Origin of the sequence: Maribacter sp. R77961 (genome assembly GCF_044594925.1) — a bacterium.
Classification (GTDB): Bacteria; Bacteroidota; Bacteroidia; order Flavobacteriales; family Flavobacteriaceae; genus Maribacter.
In genome coordinates this window covers 683,367-701,503 of sequence record NZ_CP138991.1, presented here as the reverse complement: position 1 = coordinate 701,503, position 18,137 = coordinate 683,367, and the positions used below count along the sequence as shown (strand labels likewise).

Sequence of the window (18,137 nt, the reverse complement as noted above, 5' to 3'; positions counted from 1 at the left end):
AACGATAGCGATACTGAAATAGGATTTACACGATTAAAATGAAAAACAATAACCCTCCTCGGGGCAAGCTCACAAGGCATTAGTAGGAAATAAATATTTTAGTTCGAGGCAAGCCTGGGGGCACCATACGCTCGGGCGGTGCCATTAAAAAGATATTCTGAGCGGATTTGATATTATAATGGTCATTGCTGTTATCCTTTTTGAACTATTAGGGGTTCGTCTTGTCACTAGGTATATTCAAATGAAACAGAAGGACTAAAATACTATTGAAGCGTCCCGATAAAAAGTAAGCCCATTTTTAAAAGGGTCGTAAAATGCAAACTCTTTCGTACCCCAAGCTGTTTCCCTAAGTAATGTATGTGCATTAAAAACATCCTTTTTAGCATACTCTTCATAAAGGGCTTCTATATTCTGGGTTACAATCCGTAACATAGGTCTATCGCCGTTTAGCTCCCACTCCTTGGCATCATGCCACTGTAAATGAATCTCGATATCATTGCGCAGAACACCTGCATATGTTGGATTTTTTGAGTCATCCGCGAAGGCAATCTTAAAACCTAATCTATTTACATAAAAATCCAATGCACTCACCACGTTCTTAACCGGTAATACTGGGTGAATCTGATGTAAATATCCTTTTGTTTCCATATCCTAAATATAACGGGATTATTTCTACCTTGTAACTTCTAAAGTAAATACGCGAATGTTAAATCATAAACTTTTTCTAGTCTTTGTAATTATCGCAAACATGCTTTTTAGTCAGGAAATGACACTGATGAGCTATAATATAAAATATGACAATGTAAACGACACCGTTAATAATTGGAACAATAGAAAGCTGGCTATGGTCCGATTAATCAAAAATTATAATCCAAAAATTTTTGGTACACAAGAAGCATTACACCATCAAATCACTTATTTGGATAACAGTCTAACTTCCTATTCTTATGTTGGTGTGGGAAGGGACGATGGAAAAGAGAAAGGAGAATACACGGCTATCCATTACGACAGTACAGCGTTAAAGGTATTGGAAACCGGTACCTTTTGGTTGTCCGAGACACCGGATAAAGTTTCTATAGGCTGGGATGCCGCCATGGAACGTATCTGCACTTATGGCCTATTCCAAAACAAAATCACTAAAAAACAATTTTATGTATTTAATACGCATTTTGATCATATCGGAAAAAAAGCACGTATAAAATCCGCCGAACTCATCGTTAAGAAAATGAAAGCGATAAACACTCAGAAATTACCCAGTGTATTGATGGGAGATTTAAACCTTACTCCCCAAGAAACTACTATTGTGTATTTAGGCAAACAATTAAAAGATGGATATCAAATAACCAAAAAACCCTTTTATGGACCATCCGGCACGTTTAGCGGTTTTGATTGGAATATGCCTTTAGATAAAAGAATCGATTATATTTTGGTGGATGGTTTTAGTGTAGAAAGTTATTTACATATTGACGACCGCATGGAAAATAACAAGCATATTTCTGACCATTTACCAGTGATTTCTAAAATTAATTTTAACTAGTCTATGTACATACCTCCACAGTATAGAAACGAGAATCTGTCCGAAGTAAAAGCGTTTTTGAAGCAGAACAGCTTTGGTATTTTGGTAAGTCAGGTCGATGGAAAACCATGGGCGACCCATATTCCGCTAGAATTGGATACGGATGAGCATGGGAATGATATTTTGGTAAGTCATATCTCCAAGGCCAATCCACAATGGACTCAATTTTCCGAAACGGCCGAAGTCCTATGTATCTTTAATGGTCCCCACAGCTATATTTCTTCCTCATGGTATCAAGAAGAAGAAGTGCCTACGTGGAATTACATTGCCGTACACGTATATGGTACGCTAAAAATTATAGACGAGGCCCACGTTTTGGCGTCTATGCATAAGCTAGTGGACAAATACGAACAAAATTCTAAATGCCCCGTTTCTATAGCCGATCTATCCCCAAAAACAATGCGTCAAGTAAAAGGTGTTGTAGGTTTTCAAATAACGATAACAACTATTCAAGCAGCAAAAAAACTATCACAAGGTCGCGAACACGACCACCCCAGAATTATCGAGGAATTACAAAAACGAGATGCGCAGGCGGCTTCGGTTGCCCAAGAGATGAGCAATTCTAAACATACTAAATAAATGGGGCGTAGAACCAAACACTTTTTAGTACTATACGCAGTTCTCTGGTGCCTTAGCTTCGTTATCATTACTATCCTTTTAAGTCGTGGTGATAGGAGCTTTACCGACAGTGCCCTGTTCTTTTTTGATATTGCTGGAAACAAAAATTTCCTCATTGGTTTTCATGTGATATTTCTATTGAGTTATTTACTCCTATTAGCATTTCAATACTTTATAAAACTTTATCGTTCTAAGTCAAAATCGGTTTTCTTCAGACAACTAGGTTATCGTTTCATACTTCCAATTTTGATTACATTTCTAGGTTTTAAAACACTTATTTATGCGAATTCTTACGAGTGGCACGATTACCAGTGGGATAACTCAGTTATGAATACCAAGGGAATCGTAAACAATCTTCATAAGGCCGATAAAAAACAACGTGGCATGAGTGTTTTTGGTTGGTCCGATGATAACAATGCCGCTATTAATGGTCTCATAAAAGCCAATGTAGAATGGGTTGCGGTAATTCCTTTTCTTTATCAAGAAGATGAAACCACAAAGCGGATTAATATTCCCGATGACCCGTATTCTTTCACCAAAAGAGATTCAAGCTTCATAAAAACGATACATACACTTCATAAAAACGGACTTAAAGTGCACCTAAAACCACATTTGTGGATGAGTAGCGGTTGGCGAAGCAATATTACTTTAGACAATACAAAGGAATGGGATGATTGGTTTGAATCTTACCGTGTAAATATGATGCGTTATGCTAGAATTGCGGCTCTCACTAAAACAGAACTTTTCTGTATTGGTACAGAACTCCGGACCTCTATAAAAAAAAAACCTAAAAAGTGGAACGCACTTATTGATGCCATAAAAGAAATTTATAAGGGTGAACTTACTTATGCCGCCAATTGGTACGATGAGTATGAGCACGTTGGCTTTTGGGACAGGTTAGACTATATTGGCATACAAGCGTATTTTCCCTTGACCAAAACAGAAAATCCAGATTTAGAGACCATTGAAAAGGGCTGGGACAACCATTTACTAGCACTAAAAGGTGTACACGAAAAATATAAAAAACCGATACTCTTTACGGAAGTGGGTTACAAAAGCGAATCCAATGCTACCATAAAGCCTTGGGAATGGGGCTCTGACTTCAGCATACTCACCAAGAAAAAATCTGATAGAACCCAACAATTAGCGTATGAAGCTTTGTTCAATAAATGTTGGAACCAACCATGGTTAGCGGGTATTTATATTTGGGAATGGAATGTAAGGACCGTGGAGGAAAGTGCGGCAACGGACCTTAATTTCTCGCCACGCTTTAAGCCTGCAGAAAATGTAATAGCTAAGGGTTTTGGAAATGCGGTTAAACGACCTTAAACTTCTGGGTTCAGTTAAAAAACTAGAGTTATTTTTAGAATTCTAGAGTATACAAATCAATTGATTTGTTTTTACCTCGCAATACCAACTCTCCTATTCGTTTAAAGGTCAGTGAATTATTTTTCTTTAATTGATTATAAAGTTCACCGGACATCAAAATATTAGTATCATACGTATTACAAGCCGATTCTAGCCGTGCCGCGGTATTTAAAATATCCCCTGTATAGATGATATTTCTCTTAATAGTTCCTATTTCTCCTGTAGTAACTTCTCCTATATGATAGCCTGCTTTAAATTTGGGTACTATTCCAAACCTTTCTTGATACCAATTCTTCTTGGCATTAAGCGTTTCTGAGATTTTAGTAAAAGAGGAAATACAATTATTATTCCGAAGACCAATTTCCTTTGGCCAAGACAATACAATTTCATCTCCGACATACTGATATATTTCTGCTTCAGTGTCTAAAATAGCACTGGTCATATCCGCATAATATTGCTTCAATAATGCAAAATATTGTTTATGACCTAGAGTTTCGGCTATGGTAGTAGAGGATTTCATATCCAAGAACATAAATATCCTAACTTCGGTTAAAGGTTTGTGATACTTAGAGAACAACGCATTATAAAGCACCCCATCGCCAACATATTGTAACATCTCTGAAAAGAAAATAGCGATACCGGCAACAAAGCCCATAAAAGTAAGGGTGCTCCAGAAGGCGAAATTGGCAGCAAATCGTTTTAGGTCGTCTATGGCATCCGTAAACTGGTATTCTTCATAATTATGGTAACTATTGAGCAAGCTAAACGCAATAAGACTTAGGGCTATGAAGAAGATGTAGAATAATAATTTCAATAGAATCTTTACGCGGAGAGAGGTATTGGATAGTCTTTTTCTGAACCAAATGACCTCACAGGCTCCCTGTAATGAGCCAATAACGAATGCACCAAGTACCAATGGTAAAATCCCATTTTTAAAATCATAAGGATTTCCCGTGGCCGGGTACTTATCCAATGTACCTAACAGTCCATATTCTACCAGACCATAAACAAATGTAAAGCCTGCCCATATAAGACCAAAAGGCACTATTTGTTTTAAAAATCTTTTTATGCGCAAAACGGATTCTCTTAGTTGAATTTAAAGTACCAGTAAAATATTGAGGCAACTGTCATGCCTCAATATTGCTCCGTATGAAAATACGATAGTTTAACGTATGATTTCCTAGCAAATTATATGTTTCATCCTACTAATCATATCCTTTTAGATTTAATACGTCAATAAATAAATTCTTTTTGATGAATATTGAACTTTTGGGTATATTTAAGTAGCTAATTAAATAACCGACCAAATAATTTTAGATGACGTTCTTTACATACCAACTTAAAAAATGGATTACTCCATATACCACTGATAGTGTTTTAGGCAATTTCTTTTTATTTGTTCCGCGTGTTGTGACAGGTGCCCTACTTGCCTTCGTTTATGCTCCAAATAAATTTGGAACTCCGTGGACACCTGGAACATTAGAATTATCACTTTTTGAAGTTTCAGAGGAGTTCGTAGCATTAATTGCTTACCAAGGATATCCTTTTGATACGATGCCATACCTTTTTGCTTGGTCAATCGGCTTTATGGAAGCCTTTGGTGGCATCTTACTTATTTTAGGGCTAAATACGCGTATGACAGCATTTTTTGTTTTCTTGACCATGGCAATGGGAATATTTTTTAGAAAATGGGACGGCACTTGGGATATTGTTCCGGTTTTCTCCTTCTTTTGTCTTGGGCTATTTTTTATGGGTTTTGGCTCTGGTAAATGGGGCTTGGATTATTGGTTCTCACAAAGAGGATTCTAATATTACAGATTATCCAACTGGTTACTGCTCTTGTCATCGCTAATGGTCCAAAAGAAGCCAACAACAAAGAATGCATCTGCCGTAGGCCTTATAGCACGGCGGTCAAAAATACCATCCATATTCGGTGCATCTGCATATTGATAACCATTTACGTTTTTAAACCCGGTAATATTACTGACCGAAAAAAATAATATTTTTTGTTGTGAAATTAAATAAGCCCAGTTGATATTCAAGCTATTGAAAGCTTTGGTCCTTTCCGCTAAAAACTCGGGCGTATTCGGGTTGTCATAAGGCCTTCCTGAACCATGATTATAGGAAACTCCTATTTGAGAACGCCAGTCCCCTACCCAATATTTAGTGACTAAAGAAAGACTATGTGCCGGAGCAAAATTGGGTGTAGCCCTTTCGCTAAAATTTCTAAAATCGCGCTCCGTATTCAAATAAGAATAAGAAGCCCAATAGTCCAGGTTTTTAATACTCTTATTATCTCTCCAAAAGATATCTATTCCTGTGACAAAGCCATTACCAAGATTGTTGAACTCTGAATTGAACTGTGGTAATTGCGTATCAAATTTTACAAGTCCATCATAATCTTTATAATAGGCTTCTGCCCGAAAAGTTTTTCCATTGGATAGATATTGATAATTTAAAATATAATGTGAGGTCTTTTCAAAATCTAAATTTCTGTCAAATTTTAGGGATTCTGTCAAAGGGTTCTGGTAAAAATCTCCATAAGCCAGAGAAAACTGTTCCGTTTCGCTACTCTTATAAGCTAATGATACACGCGGTGCAATATTAGTATCATCTAAAAAACTAGAGTGTTCCCCTCTTAGCCCTAGCTTCATAGCAAACTTGTTACTAAAGAATATATCGGTCTCAGCATATACGGAACTTAAGTTATCTCTAAACCCGGATGATAAGGTAAAATTATCAGGACTAGTTAAGCTATCATCATAATCAGTAATAAAATGCTCAACGCCCATATTCAGTTGAAATTTATTATTGAATGTTTTCTTCACCTTTAATTTTAGGTGACCGGCCGTTTCGCTTGTTTCAATATCATTTGCTTCAAAGCCAATATCGTTTCTATCAGAAGAAATACTTGCTCCCGCAGTTAAAGTCCATTCTTTATCAAAAAAGTGTTTGTAGGTAGTATTGGCGTACAGGTTGCTATTTCTTAAACGGAAATTGACGAAATCTTCAAAATTGATATCCTCTTGGTCTACATCCAAATTCGCCTGATTAAATCCTGTATAAAATTTAAAAATCCCATTATCCGTTTTACTTCTATAGACTGTTTCACCCGAAAAAGATTGATAGGGCTTAATCCAACGAGCACCTTGTTCATTGGGAATGATCCATTGGTACGGCGCAAGATTAATATATTGTGCATTAACGCTGAGGGATTTATTACCCCAAATTCTGGTTCGGCCAAGACCGCCACCAACTGAAAGTAACGATATATCCGTTTTTTCTTGGTCAGGTTCATCTGTGGTGTTCAATAGAAGTACACTGGAAAGTGCCTGACCGTATTCAGCAGAATAACCTCCTGTGCTAAACGTAATACCCTTAAAAAGAAAGGGTGAAAAACGTCCTCTCGTAGGCACATTGTTCGCTGTAGCATTAAAAGGCTGAAAGACGCGTAGCCCATCTATAAATACCTGCGTTTCCCCTGCTTGACCTCCACGTACGAAAAGACGACCATCCTCGCTTACATTAGAAGTGCCGGGTAATGTTTGTAATGCTCCAATAAAATCTCCAGCTGCTCCCGCTGTGGTAACGATGTCAAGAGGTTTCAGTACGGATACCTTAGAATTATCACCAGCTTGAAAACTACCAGCCGTTAAAGTAACCCCGTTTAATTGGTTAACGGCCTCCTGTAAGACAATATCCAGCTCCTTTAAATAGGATATATCGCCAGCTTGCATATACGTTTCATACGAAATCATAGATATAATGATCTGTTGTGTCCCGGATGCTGTCGTTTCAAAACTGAATTTTCCGTCTGCACCGGTAGATGCACCGTCATAGGTGCCATCTAAATAAACGTTTGCTCCTTCTATAGGACCACCTTTGCTATCTGAAACAGTACCAGAAATAATGGTCTGGGCAGCTATGCCTGTAGTGATTAGAAAAAGTAATGTTACTATGATTGTCTTCATGATTTTTTGATTGTCGATTACGGGACAAAGTTGACCGTTTACGAAAATCTAAACCAAACCGTTTGACCGAAATGTAGATTTTGAGGTCTGAAATGTATCACTATTTTTCTATAACAATTCATACTCAAAAATCGACAACTGGGTATTTCTATTTTTAAAAATCTGCACTTTAGTTGGAATTTTGACTCATCTAATAACAATTTAAATTTTAAATGATATGAAAATCGCAGCACTTATTTTAGGATTAGTATTCACCAGCTTTATTAGCTCAGCACAGGATGAAAAAGGAGTAACCATTACCGTTACCATTGAAAATGTACTCTCTGACGAAGGCAGTATTATGGGGGGCTTACATACGGAATCTAGCTTTATGAAGGGCCCAGGCGTTGCCAATGAGGTAGTAGACGCAGTAAAAGGAGAAGTAACCTTAACCTTCACTAATATTAAACCCGGCACCTTTGCCATAATGCTTTTGCATGATAGTAATGACAATAACCGTATGGACTTTGAAGCAAATGGAATGCCAAAAGAAAATTATGCTACTACAGGGGAATTAGTTTTTGGCCCTCCAAATTTTAACAGCGCAAGATTTGAAGTAAAGGATAAAGACCTTGATTTTAGAATTCGGTTTTAAACATAAATTTTCATTTTGAAAATAAGACCTTCATCAATCAAAATAAAAGGCTACTGATCAGGAGCCTTTTTTAGTTTATATCTCCTCGGTTAACCAAGCTTTCATCATCCAAACCGTTTTCTCCTGTTCGGTAATAAAATCGCTCATCATAGAATTGGTACCTTCATCATTTGCATCATCAGATGCATCTAAAAGTTTTCGTTCTATGAGTAAAAGTTCTTTCAAAGAATCTACTATTAAACGAATAGCTTCTTCGTCTTTTGTAATATTTTTTCCAGCAGGAACCGTCGCGTTTTGCATGTAATCCTCAAAGGTGTGCAAGGGTACAACACCTAGGGTAAGAATACGTTCTGCGATTAAATCTACTTTGAGATTGGCATCATCATAAAGTTCTTCGAATTTTACGTGCAAATCAAAGAACCGCTTTCCTTTAATGTTCCAATGTATCCCTCTTAAACTTTGATAATAACGTTGAAAATTGGCCAAAAGAATATTAAGGTCCGCTCCAATAACCCTTGATTTTTCGGCATCCAAGCCGATACTGTTTAATTTCATAATTTTTATTAGTTAAGTTGATGCTATATCATGTACATAATTAACTATAAAATTATAGAATAAATATGACGTTTGTCATAAATTTTATCGATAGTTTTTATAACTTTATAACACTAAATTATCAGGATGACCATTACACAGTTACAATATGTGCTAGCCGTTGCAGAATACAAAAACTTCACCCTAGCTGCTGAAAAATGTTTCGTTACCCAGCCTACTTTAAGTATGCAGGTTCAAAAGCTTGAAGATGAACTTGATATACAGATTTTTGATAGAAGTAAAAAGCCAATTTCCGTTACAGAAGTGGGTAAGAAAATCGTAGCTCAAGCTAAAAACATTGTAAACGAAGCTGATCGTATCAAAGATGTCGTTGATCAAGAAAAAGGCTTTATAGGAGGTGATTTTACACTAGGTATTATCCCTACCATAATGCCTACGCTATTGCCCATGTTCTTAAAGTCCTTTATTAATAAATACCCCAAAGTAAACCTTATCATAAAGGAACAAAGTACCGAAAATTTAATCCGAAATATACAAGACGGTCATTTAGACGCCGCTATAGCAGCAACTCCTTTGGAAATCGAATTTATTAAAGAAAGACCGCTTTATTATGAACCATTTGTGGGCTACGTTCCAAAAGATCATAGATTGCGGGCATTAAAAGAAATTACTCCAGCGGACTTAAATGTTTCGGATATATTACTACTACAGGACGGGCATTGTTTTAGAGAAGGCGTCCTAAATCTCTGCAAGACTCCGAAGAAGTCTGGGGAAGAACATTTTCAATTGCAAAGTGGTAGTTTTGAAACCCTCATCAACCTCTCTAACGAAGGCTTGGGAATGACTTTACTTCCTTTTTTAAATACCTTAGAATTAGATACTTTAAAAAAAGAAAATCTTAAGTTTTTCAAAGAACCATCACCTGCTCGGGAGGTAAGTCTTATCTACCACAAGAGTGAATTAAAGATTCAAATAACAGAGGCATTACGCGACGTTATATCAGGAGTAGTGAGGGGAGCAATAAAATTTCAAGATGTAAAAATTATTAGCCCGTTGACCAAATGAGATTTTTCTAAGCAACACTATAAAAATAAAAACCCACGCTAACGTGGGTTTTTATTTAAGCTTTAAGGTATAACAAGCTTTGCTGTAATTCTGGTTTATCCGTAATAAACTGTTGTAACCAGACCTTTAGTTCTTTTACCTCTTCCGGTAGTAATAGGTCTACTGCTTTTCTTAGCTCTTTGCAAAATAACTTTACATCAAAACTAACTTTTTTCAGTACCGTTTTGCTATACTCTAGCATTGTTCTAGCCATATAGTACGTAGTTTTATTAATTAGTTGTTATGTAAATTTAAACAGAAAAGAAGGTATATTATTGCAGCTAAAAAGTTAAAACTGACTAGTAAAATGTTAAACTATGGGAAAGGTAAAAACCCTAATTTTACTACTTTTAAGGGTATGGCAATATTATAGCGGATTAACGGTTCTTGGCTTATTCATTATACAGGATATAGGATGAAAAAAATAGTAGGTATTTTAAGTGTGTTCTTGCTTTTTGTAAGCTGTGCTTCTCTAAAAAAGCAAACAAAACGCGACATTGAAAACACATTAAGTTCCGATTTTTTTGCCAATCAGTTTACAGGATTTTTGGTTGTAGACCCAAGCACAAGAGATACGATTTACAATTTAAATAGTAACAAATACTTTACTCCTGCAAGTAATACAAAGATTTTTACATTATTCACGGCCCTTCGTAGTCTTCCGGAAAAAGTTCCGGCACTACGCTATTTATATCAAAATGATACCCTTTACTTTGAAGGTACGGGGGACCCCAGCTTTTTACATCCCTATTTAAGGGATTCAACAGCCTTTAAGTTTCTTGAAAAACATAAAAACTTAGCTTTCTTCGCTGATAATTTTCAGGATACACCATTGGGGCCAGGTTGGTCCTGGGACGACTTTCACTGGTACTACTCTCCTGAGCGTAGTGCTTTTCCCGTTCATGGAAACATTGCTTTAATCACCAATGCGCCAAACAAACAAGTTTGGCCAACTTATTTTAAGGACAGTGTTGTTAACACAACTTATATCTTTAACCGCAGTCAGGATAGGAACAAGTTCTATTTTAATGCTTCTCGCACCGATACGCTAGAGGTACCCTTTAAAACAAGTAGTTATACAACTAAGAACCTGTTAGGAAATAGTTTAGGCAAGGAAGTTACTCTCATCACCAAAATGCCTACAGGTAAAACGAAAACGCTTAGCGGTATTCCTGTAGATTCGCTATACGTAAGACTCATGCACGACAGTGACAACTTTATCGCTGAACAATTGTTATTATTGGCGGCGTCTGAACTAACAGATACACTGAACAGTCAAAAAATAAGGACACATATATTAGAAAACGACTTGGCCAATTTAAAACAACCACCGCGTTGGGTAGATGGTTCAGGACTTTCTCGGTATAACCTTTTTACTCCGCAGTCCATAGTAAATGTCTTGCAAAAATTGCAAAAAGAAATAGTGCAAGAGCGACTCTTCCGTATTTTTCCGGCAGGTGGCGTTTCAGGGACTTTGGAAGACTGGTACGGGAGTGACGAAAACCCTTATATCTATGCTAAATCAGGTAGTTTAGGGAACAATTATTGCCTCAGCGGATACTTACTCACAAGATCTGGAAATATACTCCTGTTCAGTTTTATGAACAATCATTTTAGACAACCTTCGTCAGAAGTAAAACTGAGAATGCAAAAGATTTTTGAAACGCTCCGTAAAAACTACTGACTAGACAGTATTTTCTCATTGATATTTTTTGAAAAACGTTTCATAAGCATGTTAAGCTTTGGGCTTATATGTGTCTTACAAAAAGGTTTTTTTGTATTCTTATAATAATAGTTCTGGAATTGTTCCTTAGAAACACTAAAGGCCCCAAAATTCAAGACTTGGGTTATTATCTTTTCTGTAAAATCCTTTTGCGTTTCCTTAATACCATCCTTTGCCCGGGCAATATCATCCTCCGAAAATACGTAAACAGCAGAACGGTATTTATGTCGCATGCTATGTGTTTTGGTGCTGGCATGAGTATGCAAATGAATTCTTATAAGTTCCTGTAAGGAAATATAAGTAGCATCATAATGTATAATTACACCCTCGGAAAATTCAGTTTCTTCAGCTAAGGGTGCAACGAATCCTTGTTCCACTTTATGAACCCCTTTCAAAGATTGAAAAACTGCTTCCGTGCACCAATGGCAACCACCTCCCATTGCTATTTTCCGTAAAAAGCTCATGAACTCTTGGTCGTAACGTTAACTGGAAACTAACCCCTGTATTTGGGCATACTGCAACAGTAAAATGGTCTTTGCATCTTTAATCTCCCCAGAGGCTATCATACTAATCGCTTTAGCTATGGGATATTCTAAGACTTCTATATTTTCTGTTTCATCTACTGCTCCCCCACCTTCACCTACCTTCATTTTTTCCTCATAGGCACCCACGAACAAGTACAAAATTTCGGTGACAGAACCTGGTGACATATAAGTTTCAAATACGCGTTGCACATCCGCTATTTTATACCCAGTCTCTTCTTCAGTTTCTTTTCTGATACAGTCTTCCGGATTGTCACCATCCAATAACCCGGCACATACCTCTATCATCATTCCGTTATCATTACCATTAACGTAAGTGGGCATCCGAAACTGTTTGGTTAAAATCACCGTCCCTTTCTTCTTGTTATAGAGTAAGATTCCTGCACCATTACCGCGGTCATAAGCTTCTCTATGTTGGGTTTCCCAAGTACCATCGTCCTTTTGGTAATCAAAAGTATATTTATTCAGTGTATACCAGTTATCGGAAAGTACTTCTCTTTTAATGTTTTTAATATTTGGATTCTTCAATTGATAGCTACTTTAGCGGTTACTTTAAACTTACAACTTCTGTTACAATTTCATATTACTTGTAGGCATTCAAATATAGTTTTCAAATCTTTAGCGTCCTAGTCGGTCATTTAATCATGATTTTTAGCATTTGCAAAACATGAAAACTTTGTACCTTATGCCAAACAATGAACCAAACAAAATGATAAAATCACTGTTAGTTTCAGTATTATGTATTGGAATGCTTTTTAGCTGTAAAGAGCATCCTGAAGAAGTTAAAAAACTACCACGGGTTGCCATTGCAGGTATTGGTATTGAATCTAGTACCTTCTCCCCTGCTCAAACCCATGAAGAAGCTTTTCATGCGAGAATTGGTGATTCCATTTTCGGGCGATATGACTTTTTTGATGAAGCTAGTGATTTTAGAAATCGTGCCGAATGGATTCCCACCTTATTGGGTAAATCGCTTCCGGGCGGCACGGTAACCAAAGAGGCCTACGATTCAATGGTCGACAAAACCTTGAAAATGTTAAAAGAAAACGGACCTTATGATGGCCTATGGTTTGATATCCATGGAGCCATGAGTGTTGAAGGGTTGATTGATGCCGAAGGGGATCTAATCAAACGTATTCGAGAAGTAATTGGAACTGATGTTTTAATATCAACCTCGATGGATTTGCACGGTAATGTTTCTGAAAAACTGGCAAAACACAGCGATTTGATTACCTGTTACCGAATGGCACCGCACGAAGATGCTATTGAGTCTAAAGCTCGATCTATCAATAATCTTTTAGAACGGCTGGAAAAAGGAAAAGGAAAGCCAAAATACAAAGCTTGGATACCCGTACCCATTCTTTTACCGGGTGAGAAAACCAGCACGCGCATTGAACCTGGGAAGAGTTTGTACGGTAAGATTCCTGCTTTAGTTGCGCAAGATGGTGTCATCGATGCTGCTATTTGGATGGGCTATCCGTGGGCAGACGAATCTAGAAATCATGGTGTGGTAATGGCTGTTGGAGATAGCAAGGAACAGGTGACTAAAACTGCGGAAGACCTGGCAGAAGCCTATTGGGAAGTGCGTAACGAATTTGAATTTGTAGCTCCGGTCGCCTCTTTAGACGAAAGCTTGAAATTAGCATTGGGCAGTGAAGATGCTCCTTATATCATAAGTGATATGGGAGACAACCCTACTGCTGGCGGTGCAGGTGACGTTACTTGGACTTTACGGGAACTTTTGGCCAGAAAGGAGTTTAAATCCGTTCAGGGACCATCACTTATCTATGCATCTATTCCAGGTCCTGAATTGATTAAAGAGGCGCTTAAAGTTGGCGTTGGAGGTTCTGTTTCGGCCATGGCAGGAGCAGAAGTGGACAATCGCTTTGCTCCTCCATTACTACTAGAAGGAACTATCACCGCAATTAAAGAAGGGGACCGTGATGCAGAAGTAGAGGTAGTGGTTAAAATAGGAAGTATACATGTCATCGTTACCAGAAAAAGGAAACCGTATCATCAAGAGAAAGACTTCACCGATTTAGGCTTGAGTCCGCGCGAAACGGACATTGTAGTAGTAAAAATTGGATATCTTGTGCCCGAACTCTACGAAATGCGTAAAGGATGGACAATGGCCCTTACTCCCGGTGGTGTAGACCAAGATTTAAAACGTCTTGACTATAAAAACATAAAGCGTCCCATGTTCCCTTTAGACACCAATATGGATACCCCGGATTTAAACGCGCGACTACTATCAATATCAAATCAATTGAAATAAGGCGATGTACGTAAAAAAAAATTTCGGTTTAAAATCTATTTTAGTATTCAGTGGCGGTCATATCATTTGGATTACTATTTGGGCGTTACTCATTGCGTTAGTATATCAATTTACGCCTTTAAAGGAATGGCTGGTCATCCCTTGGTTACCCCTATCCGTAATAGGCACCGCTGTTGCATTTTATGTAGGCTTTAAAAATAACAGTGCTTATGACCGCCTATGGGAAGCAAGAAAAATTTGGGGCGCCATCGTTTATGATAGCAATGGCTATCTTAATGAATGGGAAGGTACTTTTAATGGGGAACCGTTACCTGTAGCTACCTACTATTTTGTATTTGAGACCGGGGAGCAATAGTCTAGAAAGCATTCTGGCTATATCTCCATTCTTAAATAATTAAACCGTTATGGCATGGTTTAAATACCTTCTAAACGGAAGCATTTCTTTATAGGCGGTAATTACCTTGTCTTCAAAACCAGACTTAAAAATTTCTTTAGTGGAAAATTCGGTGGCTACGGCAAAGGTTTTATTCCGTAGCAAATCTATATGCGGATGGTCATTGGTGAAGCCTTTGGGCGAATTAGTGAGCTTTACATCATCCCAAAGTCCACCATACATCGCTTTAAAGGATTTCCTGTTCAATATTTTTTTCAGCTCCTCACCGTCATAATCAATAGCATCCCTAATACTCCGAAGTCTTTTAGGGTCCGGTCGCCACAGGCCGCCAGCGAACATACACCTTTCAATACCGATTTCCACATAGAAATCACCGGTATTAGGGCGTTTATCTAGCCCAGCTCCAAAATGGTCCTTGTAAATAGGTTTGTTGGGATGAAACATAAGGTTATTATTGATGCGATTAATACCTTTTTTTCCAGGAGTATCGTAATATTCATCGTCAATAGCCATTAGTTTGCTATTCATACCATCTAACCAGTCAATAAAATCATCACGGACTTCTTTGTACCATTTACGGTTGGCATCCATCCATTCCTTATTGTTATTTTTCTGAAGTTCCTTGAGAAAATTAATCTGGTTTTTGAAATCCATAAATGAAAAGTACGAAATACAGTATTAGAAGTATGAAAAATTTAAGATAAAAAAGTCCGCTCTCTTTTGGGGAGAGGATTTAGGGGTGGGGAATCAAAAACCCCTATCACCACCGATTACATCTCCTAAAGTTCCTAAAATACTTCCTTCGCCTTTATCTTTCCCCCCTCTTGGAATAGCCGCTAAAACACGACCGGCCAATCTACTGAAGGGTAGGGATTGAATATAAACAGTTCCTGGTCCTCTTAAAGTAGCAAAGAATAGCCCCTCACCTCCGAATACCGTATTCTTGATGCCACCAACGAACTCAATATCATAATCTACAGTCTGCGAAAAGCCTACAATACAGCCCGTATCTACTTTTAAAACTTCTCCTGCTGCCAATTCTTTTTTTGCCATTGTTCCTCCGGCATGTACAAAGGCCATACCATCGCCCTCTAATTTTTGCATGATGAAACCTTCTCCTCCAAAAAGTCCCCTTCCTAGTTTTTTAGAAAATTCTATCCCGACAGAAACTCCTTTTGCAGCGCAAAGGAAAGCATCTTTCTGACAAATAAATTTTCCTCCCTTTTCAGATAGGTCTATAGGTAATATTTTTCCCGGATAGGGCGATGCAAAACTAACTTGTTTCTTTCCCTGACCTACGTTTAAGAAAGCGGTCATGAAAAGACTTTCTCCGGTAAGCATTCGTTTTCCTGCTGAAAATATTTTGCCCAGTACACTGCTGTCCTGGTTGGAACCATCTCCAAAAATAGTATCCATCTTAATATCGGTATCCATCATCATAAAGCTTCCTGCCTCTGCTACTACCGCCTCTTGTGGGTCTAGCTCTATCTCTACATATTGCATTTCTTCCCCGTAAATCTCGTAATCTATCTCGTGTGCGTTCATAAGTTGTGTTTTTTGTTGATGACTATTAGTTGCTTGGAAGGGGTATTTGTTACATAGCTTATCTTTTTTTCAATACTATCTAAACAACCTCCACTCATCATATATAAACTCTTTATTCCATTCGTTAATAAACTCTTTAGTTATTACTTGAACCTATTAGTGCAGTTTTTAAATCCTCGTAAATACTAAATATTTCTTTTAAGATTAATTCTAGTTCTTCTTTATTGGTATATTTTGGAAGATTATGGAGGCTTCTATCGAAAGATTTATCGAGTTTTTCAGCAATAAAATCGAAACGTCCATCTGGAACACAAAACTGCTTGTCTTGTCCTGGATACCACATCGTCTCTACTACTCCATTTTTAAGAACAAAATCAAGAACAAAATTGAAACGACCTATAACTTCTTCAATTCTATAAAAAGTTTCTTTACTAAAATATTTGGCATCGTAACCAAGTCTTTTAATGATAGTAGAATAGAGTTCTTTCTGATTACCCGACATTCTATTATCAAAGCCATTATATTTCGCACAAATACTCTTATATCTATTTGCAAACTCAATATCTATATAATTACTGATTATCGATATATTTTCACTCATTTAAAAATAATTCTTAGTTCTTAGTAATAAAGAAGAAATAATAAGATGTATCTTCGGTTAATACCGAATTACTATGATGCATCACAGGAAGATATATCATCTTTTGGGTCCATGCTAAATAGCTGAAAAACGAAAAAACCATACCAAACCATCTCCATTCTTCATCTATAAACTCCTTAGTTATCATTTGAACCTATTAGTGCAGCTTTTAAGTCCTCGTAAATAGAAAAAAATTCTTTTAAAATTCCTTCTAGTTCTTCTTTATTGGTATAATCTGGCAAAGTATACTTTCTTCTTTCGAAAGAATTATCAATTTCTTTCGCCACAAAATCGAATCGACCATCAGGAACACAAAAGGTATTATTTATTTTAGGATATATCATTGCTTCTACCAAACCGTCCTTTATAACAAACTGAAGAACAAATCTATAATCTTTAAGTTTTTCTTCAAATCTATAGAAAGTTTCTCTCTTGAAATATTTAACATTATATCCAAGTTCACAAAAAACGGAGGAATAAATCTCTGTCTGGTTTCCCCGTAAAGAATTATCGTAATCATTATATTTTATACATAAATTTTTATATCGATTTACGAAATCGATTTTCATATATTCAGCGACTATAGATATTGTCTTATTCATATTAATACAGACTTAGTTAATCCTAAATTATAAACTATTCTAAATCTTTTAGAATACTTAAAAGCAAAACATCCGGTTTCTGCGTACCTATTAAAAATTTTCTATTGTTTTTCAAAGTGATTGCCAAACCCTTATTTCCTTTTACATTAAACACCGTACCATATGTAGGGCTTATTCGAATCCCATAACCCAGAAAACCATAGGAAACGATTTCGGATGTAACCACGTCACTTAACATAATTGATTTTCTAAAAAAAAGGAGGTGACGGATTTTTATTTCTGTATCTGTAATCATAACAGTAAGCTTAGAAAAAAGTATAAAGAGTAAGGTGGAAACATAGATTAAGACACCAATCCAATAAGATAGGGGCATTACTATGGAAAAAGACCCAAAACCCGAATCAGTAACTAAGTTTTCATACATGTTATAAATTTTTAAGAGCGCAAAGAATATCGGTACAAGCAAAAAAAGCCATAACCACCATTGGGTAAATTTTTGAACTTCTTTAAAAATTACTTCTTGCTGCATAATTAGCTTTATTACAGTATAATATAGAATTATATTCTATTTGGCTATATAAAAAAGCAGC

21 protein-coding genes are annotated in these 18,137 nt (G+C 36.8%); 9 read left to right on the top strand and 12 right to left on the bottom strand.

Going from position 1 to position 18,137, the window contains the following annotated elements:
• Positions 1 to 255 precede the first annotated feature (255 nt).
• Positions 256 to 648, bottom strand: coding sequence for a glyoxalase superfamily protein (locus tag SJY09_RS02915; RefSeq protein WP_396637459.1), 393 nt, complete (start codon positions 646 to 648; stop codon positions 256 to 258).
• A 55-nt stretch (positions 649 to 703) separates the two neighbouring features.
• Here SJY09_RS02915 and SJY09_RS02910 point away from each other — a divergent pair, with 55 nt between their 5' ends.
• The 3 genes from SJY09_RS02910 to SJY09_RS02900 are packed head-to-tail and all read left to right on the top strand — an operon-like array spanning position 704 to position 3,523.
• Positions 704 to 1,537, top strand: coding sequence for an endonuclease/exonuclease/phosphatase family protein (locus tag SJY09_RS02910; protein ID WP_396637458.1), 834 nt, complete (start codon positions 704 to 706; stop codon positions 1,535 to 1,537).
• A 3-nt stretch (positions 1,538 to 1,540) separates the two neighbouring features.
• Complete coding sequence (locus tag SJY09_RS02905; RefSeq protein ID WP_396637457.1) at positions 1,541 to 2,155, top strand: FMN-binding negative transcriptional regulator; 615 nt, start codon at positions 1,541 to 1,543, stop codon at positions 2,153 to 2,155.
• Entirely contained in the window at positions 2,156 to 3,523 is a 1,368-nt protein-coding gene (locus SJY09_RS02900; protein ID WP_396637456.1) for a glycoside hydrolase family 113, read from the top strand.
• A 34-nt stretch (positions 3,524 to 3,557) separates the two neighbouring features.
• Here the strand turns inward: SJY09_RS02900 and SJY09_RS02895 are convergent, their stop codons facing one another.
• Entirely contained in the window at positions 3,558 to 4,637 is a 1,080-nt protein-coding gene (locus SJY09_RS02895) for an adenylate/guanylate cyclase domain-containing protein (RefSeq protein WP_396637455.1), read from the bottom strand.
• A 242-nt stretch (positions 4,638 to 4,879) separates the two neighbouring features.
• Between SJY09_RS02895 and SJY09_RS02890 the strand changes: the two genes are divergently transcribed.
• Positions 4,880 to 5,371, top strand: a complete 492-nt coding sequence (locus SJY09_RS02890; protein WP_396637454.1) for a DoxX family protein — start codon at positions 4,880 to 4,882, stop codon at positions 5,369 to 5,371.
• 2 nt (positions 5,372 to 5,373) lie between these two features.
• Here the strand turns inward: SJY09_RS02890 and SJY09_RS02885 are convergent, their stop codons facing one another.
• A complete protein-coding gene (locus SJY09_RS02885) occupies positions 5,374 to 7,533 on the bottom strand; it encodes a TonB-dependent receptor domain-containing protein (RefSeq protein WP_396637453.1) in 2,160 nt (719 codons plus the stop codon).
• 217 nt (positions 7,534 to 7,750) lie between these two features.
• On the opposite strand from SJY09_RS02885, the gene SJY09_RS02880 reads away from it, so the two are divergent.
• Positions 7,751 to 8,167 carry a DUF2141 domain-containing protein gene (locus SJY09_RS02880; RefSeq protein WP_396637452.1) on the top strand — a complete coding sequence of 139 codons (417 nt, stop codon included), beginning with the start codon at positions 7,751 to 7,753 and terminating at the stop codon, positions 8,165 to 8,167.
• A 75-nt stretch (positions 8,168 to 8,242) separates the two neighbouring features.
• Here the strand turns inward: SJY09_RS02880 and SJY09_RS02875 are convergent, their stop codons facing one another.
• Positions 8,243 to 8,722 (bottom strand): Dps family protein, encoded by a 480-nt coding sequence (locus tag SJY09_RS02875; RefSeq protein WP_396637451.1) that lies wholly within the window; start codon positions 8,720 to 8,722, stop codon positions 8,243 to 8,245.
• A gap of 126 nt (positions 8,723 to 8,848) precedes the next feature.
• Here SJY09_RS02875 and SJY09_RS02870 point away from each other — a divergent pair, with 126 nt between their 5' ends.
• Positions 8,849 to 9,787 (top strand): LysR substrate-binding domain-containing protein, encoded by a 939-nt coding sequence (locus tag SJY09_RS02870; protein ID WP_396637450.1) that lies wholly within the window; start codon positions 8,849 to 8,851, stop codon positions 9,785 to 9,787.
• A 55-nt stretch (positions 9,788 to 9,842) separates the two neighbouring features.
• Here the strand turns inward: SJY09_RS02870 and SJY09_RS02865 are convergent, their stop codons facing one another.
• On the bottom strand, positions 9,843 to 10,040 hold the full coding sequence (locus SJY09_RS02865) for a hypothetical protein (RefSeq protein ID WP_396637449.1): 198 nt from the start codon (positions 10,038 to 10,040) through the stop codon (positions 9,843 to 9,845).
• A gap of 201 nt (positions 10,041 to 10,241) precedes the next feature.
• Here SJY09_RS02865 and SJY09_RS02860 point away from each other — a divergent pair, with 201 nt between their 5' ends.
• A complete protein-coding gene (locus tag SJY09_RS02860; RefSeq protein ID WP_396637448.1) occupies positions 10,242 to 11,510 on the top strand; it encodes a D-alanyl-D-alanine carboxypeptidase/D-alanyl-D-alanine-endopeptidase in 1,269 nt (422 codons plus the stop codon).
• Here SJY09_RS02860 and SJY09_RS02855 read toward each other — a convergent pair.
• Positions 11,504 to 12,013 carry a peptide-methionine (S)-S-oxide reductase gene (locus SJY09_RS02855; protein ID WP_396637447.1) on the bottom strand — a complete coding sequence of 170 codons (510 nt, stop codon included), beginning with the start codon at positions 12,011 to 12,013 and terminating at the stop codon, positions 11,504 to 11,506. The genes SJY09_RS02860 and SJY09_RS02855 overlap by 7 nt on opposite strands.
• A gap of 18 nt (positions 12,014 to 12,031) precedes the next feature.
• On the bottom strand, positions 12,032 to 12,619 hold the full coding sequence (gene nudK, locus SJY09_RS02850) for a GDP-mannose pyrophosphatase NudK (protein WP_396637446.1): 588 nt from the start codon (positions 12,617 to 12,619) through the stop codon (positions 12,032 to 12,034).
• Positions 12,620 to 12,800: 181 nt separating this feature from the next.
• On the opposite strand from nudK, the gene SJY09_RS02845 reads away from it, so the two are divergent.
• Positions 12,801 to 14,366 carry a M81 family metallopeptidase gene (locus SJY09_RS02845; RefSeq protein ID WP_396637445.1) on the top strand — a complete coding sequence of 522 codons (1,566 nt, stop codon included), beginning with the start codon at positions 12,801 to 12,803 and terminating at the stop codon, positions 14,364 to 14,366.
• A 4-nt stretch (positions 14,367 to 14,370) separates the two neighbouring features.
• Positions 14,371 to 14,721: a bestrophin family ion channel gene (locus SJY09_RS02840; RefSeq protein WP_396637444.1), complete on the top strand. Its 351-nt coding sequence runs from the start codon at positions 14,371 to 14,373 to the stop codon at positions 14,719 to 14,721.
• Between the two features lie 39 nt (positions 14,722 to 14,760).
• Here SJY09_RS02840 and SJY09_RS02835 read toward each other — a convergent pair whose 3' ends face one another.
• From SJY09_RS02835 to SJY09_RS02815, 5 genes are all read right to left on the bottom strand, one after another.
• A complete protein-coding gene (locus tag SJY09_RS02835; RefSeq protein ID WP_396637443.1) occupies positions 14,761 to 15,414 on the bottom strand; it encodes a DUF2461 domain-containing protein in 654 nt (217 codons plus the stop codon).
• 93 nt (positions 15,415 to 15,507) lie between these two features.
• A complete protein-coding gene (locus SJY09_RS02830; RefSeq protein ID WP_396637442.1) occupies positions 15,508 to 16,305 on the bottom strand; it encodes a TIGR00266 family protein in 798 nt (265 codons plus the stop codon).
• A gap of 136 nt (positions 16,306 to 16,441) precedes the next feature.
• Positions 16,442 to 16,906, bottom strand: a complete 465-nt coding sequence (locus tag SJY09_RS02825; protein WP_396637441.1) for a hypothetical protein — start codon at positions 16,904 to 16,906, stop codon at positions 16,442 to 16,444.
• 176 nt (positions 16,907 to 17,082) lie between these two features.
• Positions 17,083 to 17,547: a hypothetical protein gene (locus SJY09_RS02820; RefSeq protein WP_396637440.1), complete on the bottom strand. Its 465-nt coding sequence runs from the start codon at positions 17,545 to 17,547 to the stop codon at positions 17,083 to 17,085.
• Between the two features lie 34 nt (positions 17,548 to 17,581).
• Complete coding sequence (locus SJY09_RS02815) at positions 17,582 to 17,971, bottom strand: hypothetical protein (protein WP_396637439.1); 390 nt, start codon at positions 17,969 to 17,971, stop codon at positions 17,582 to 17,584.
• Between the last annotated feature and the right edge of the window lie 166 nt (positions 17,972 to 18,137).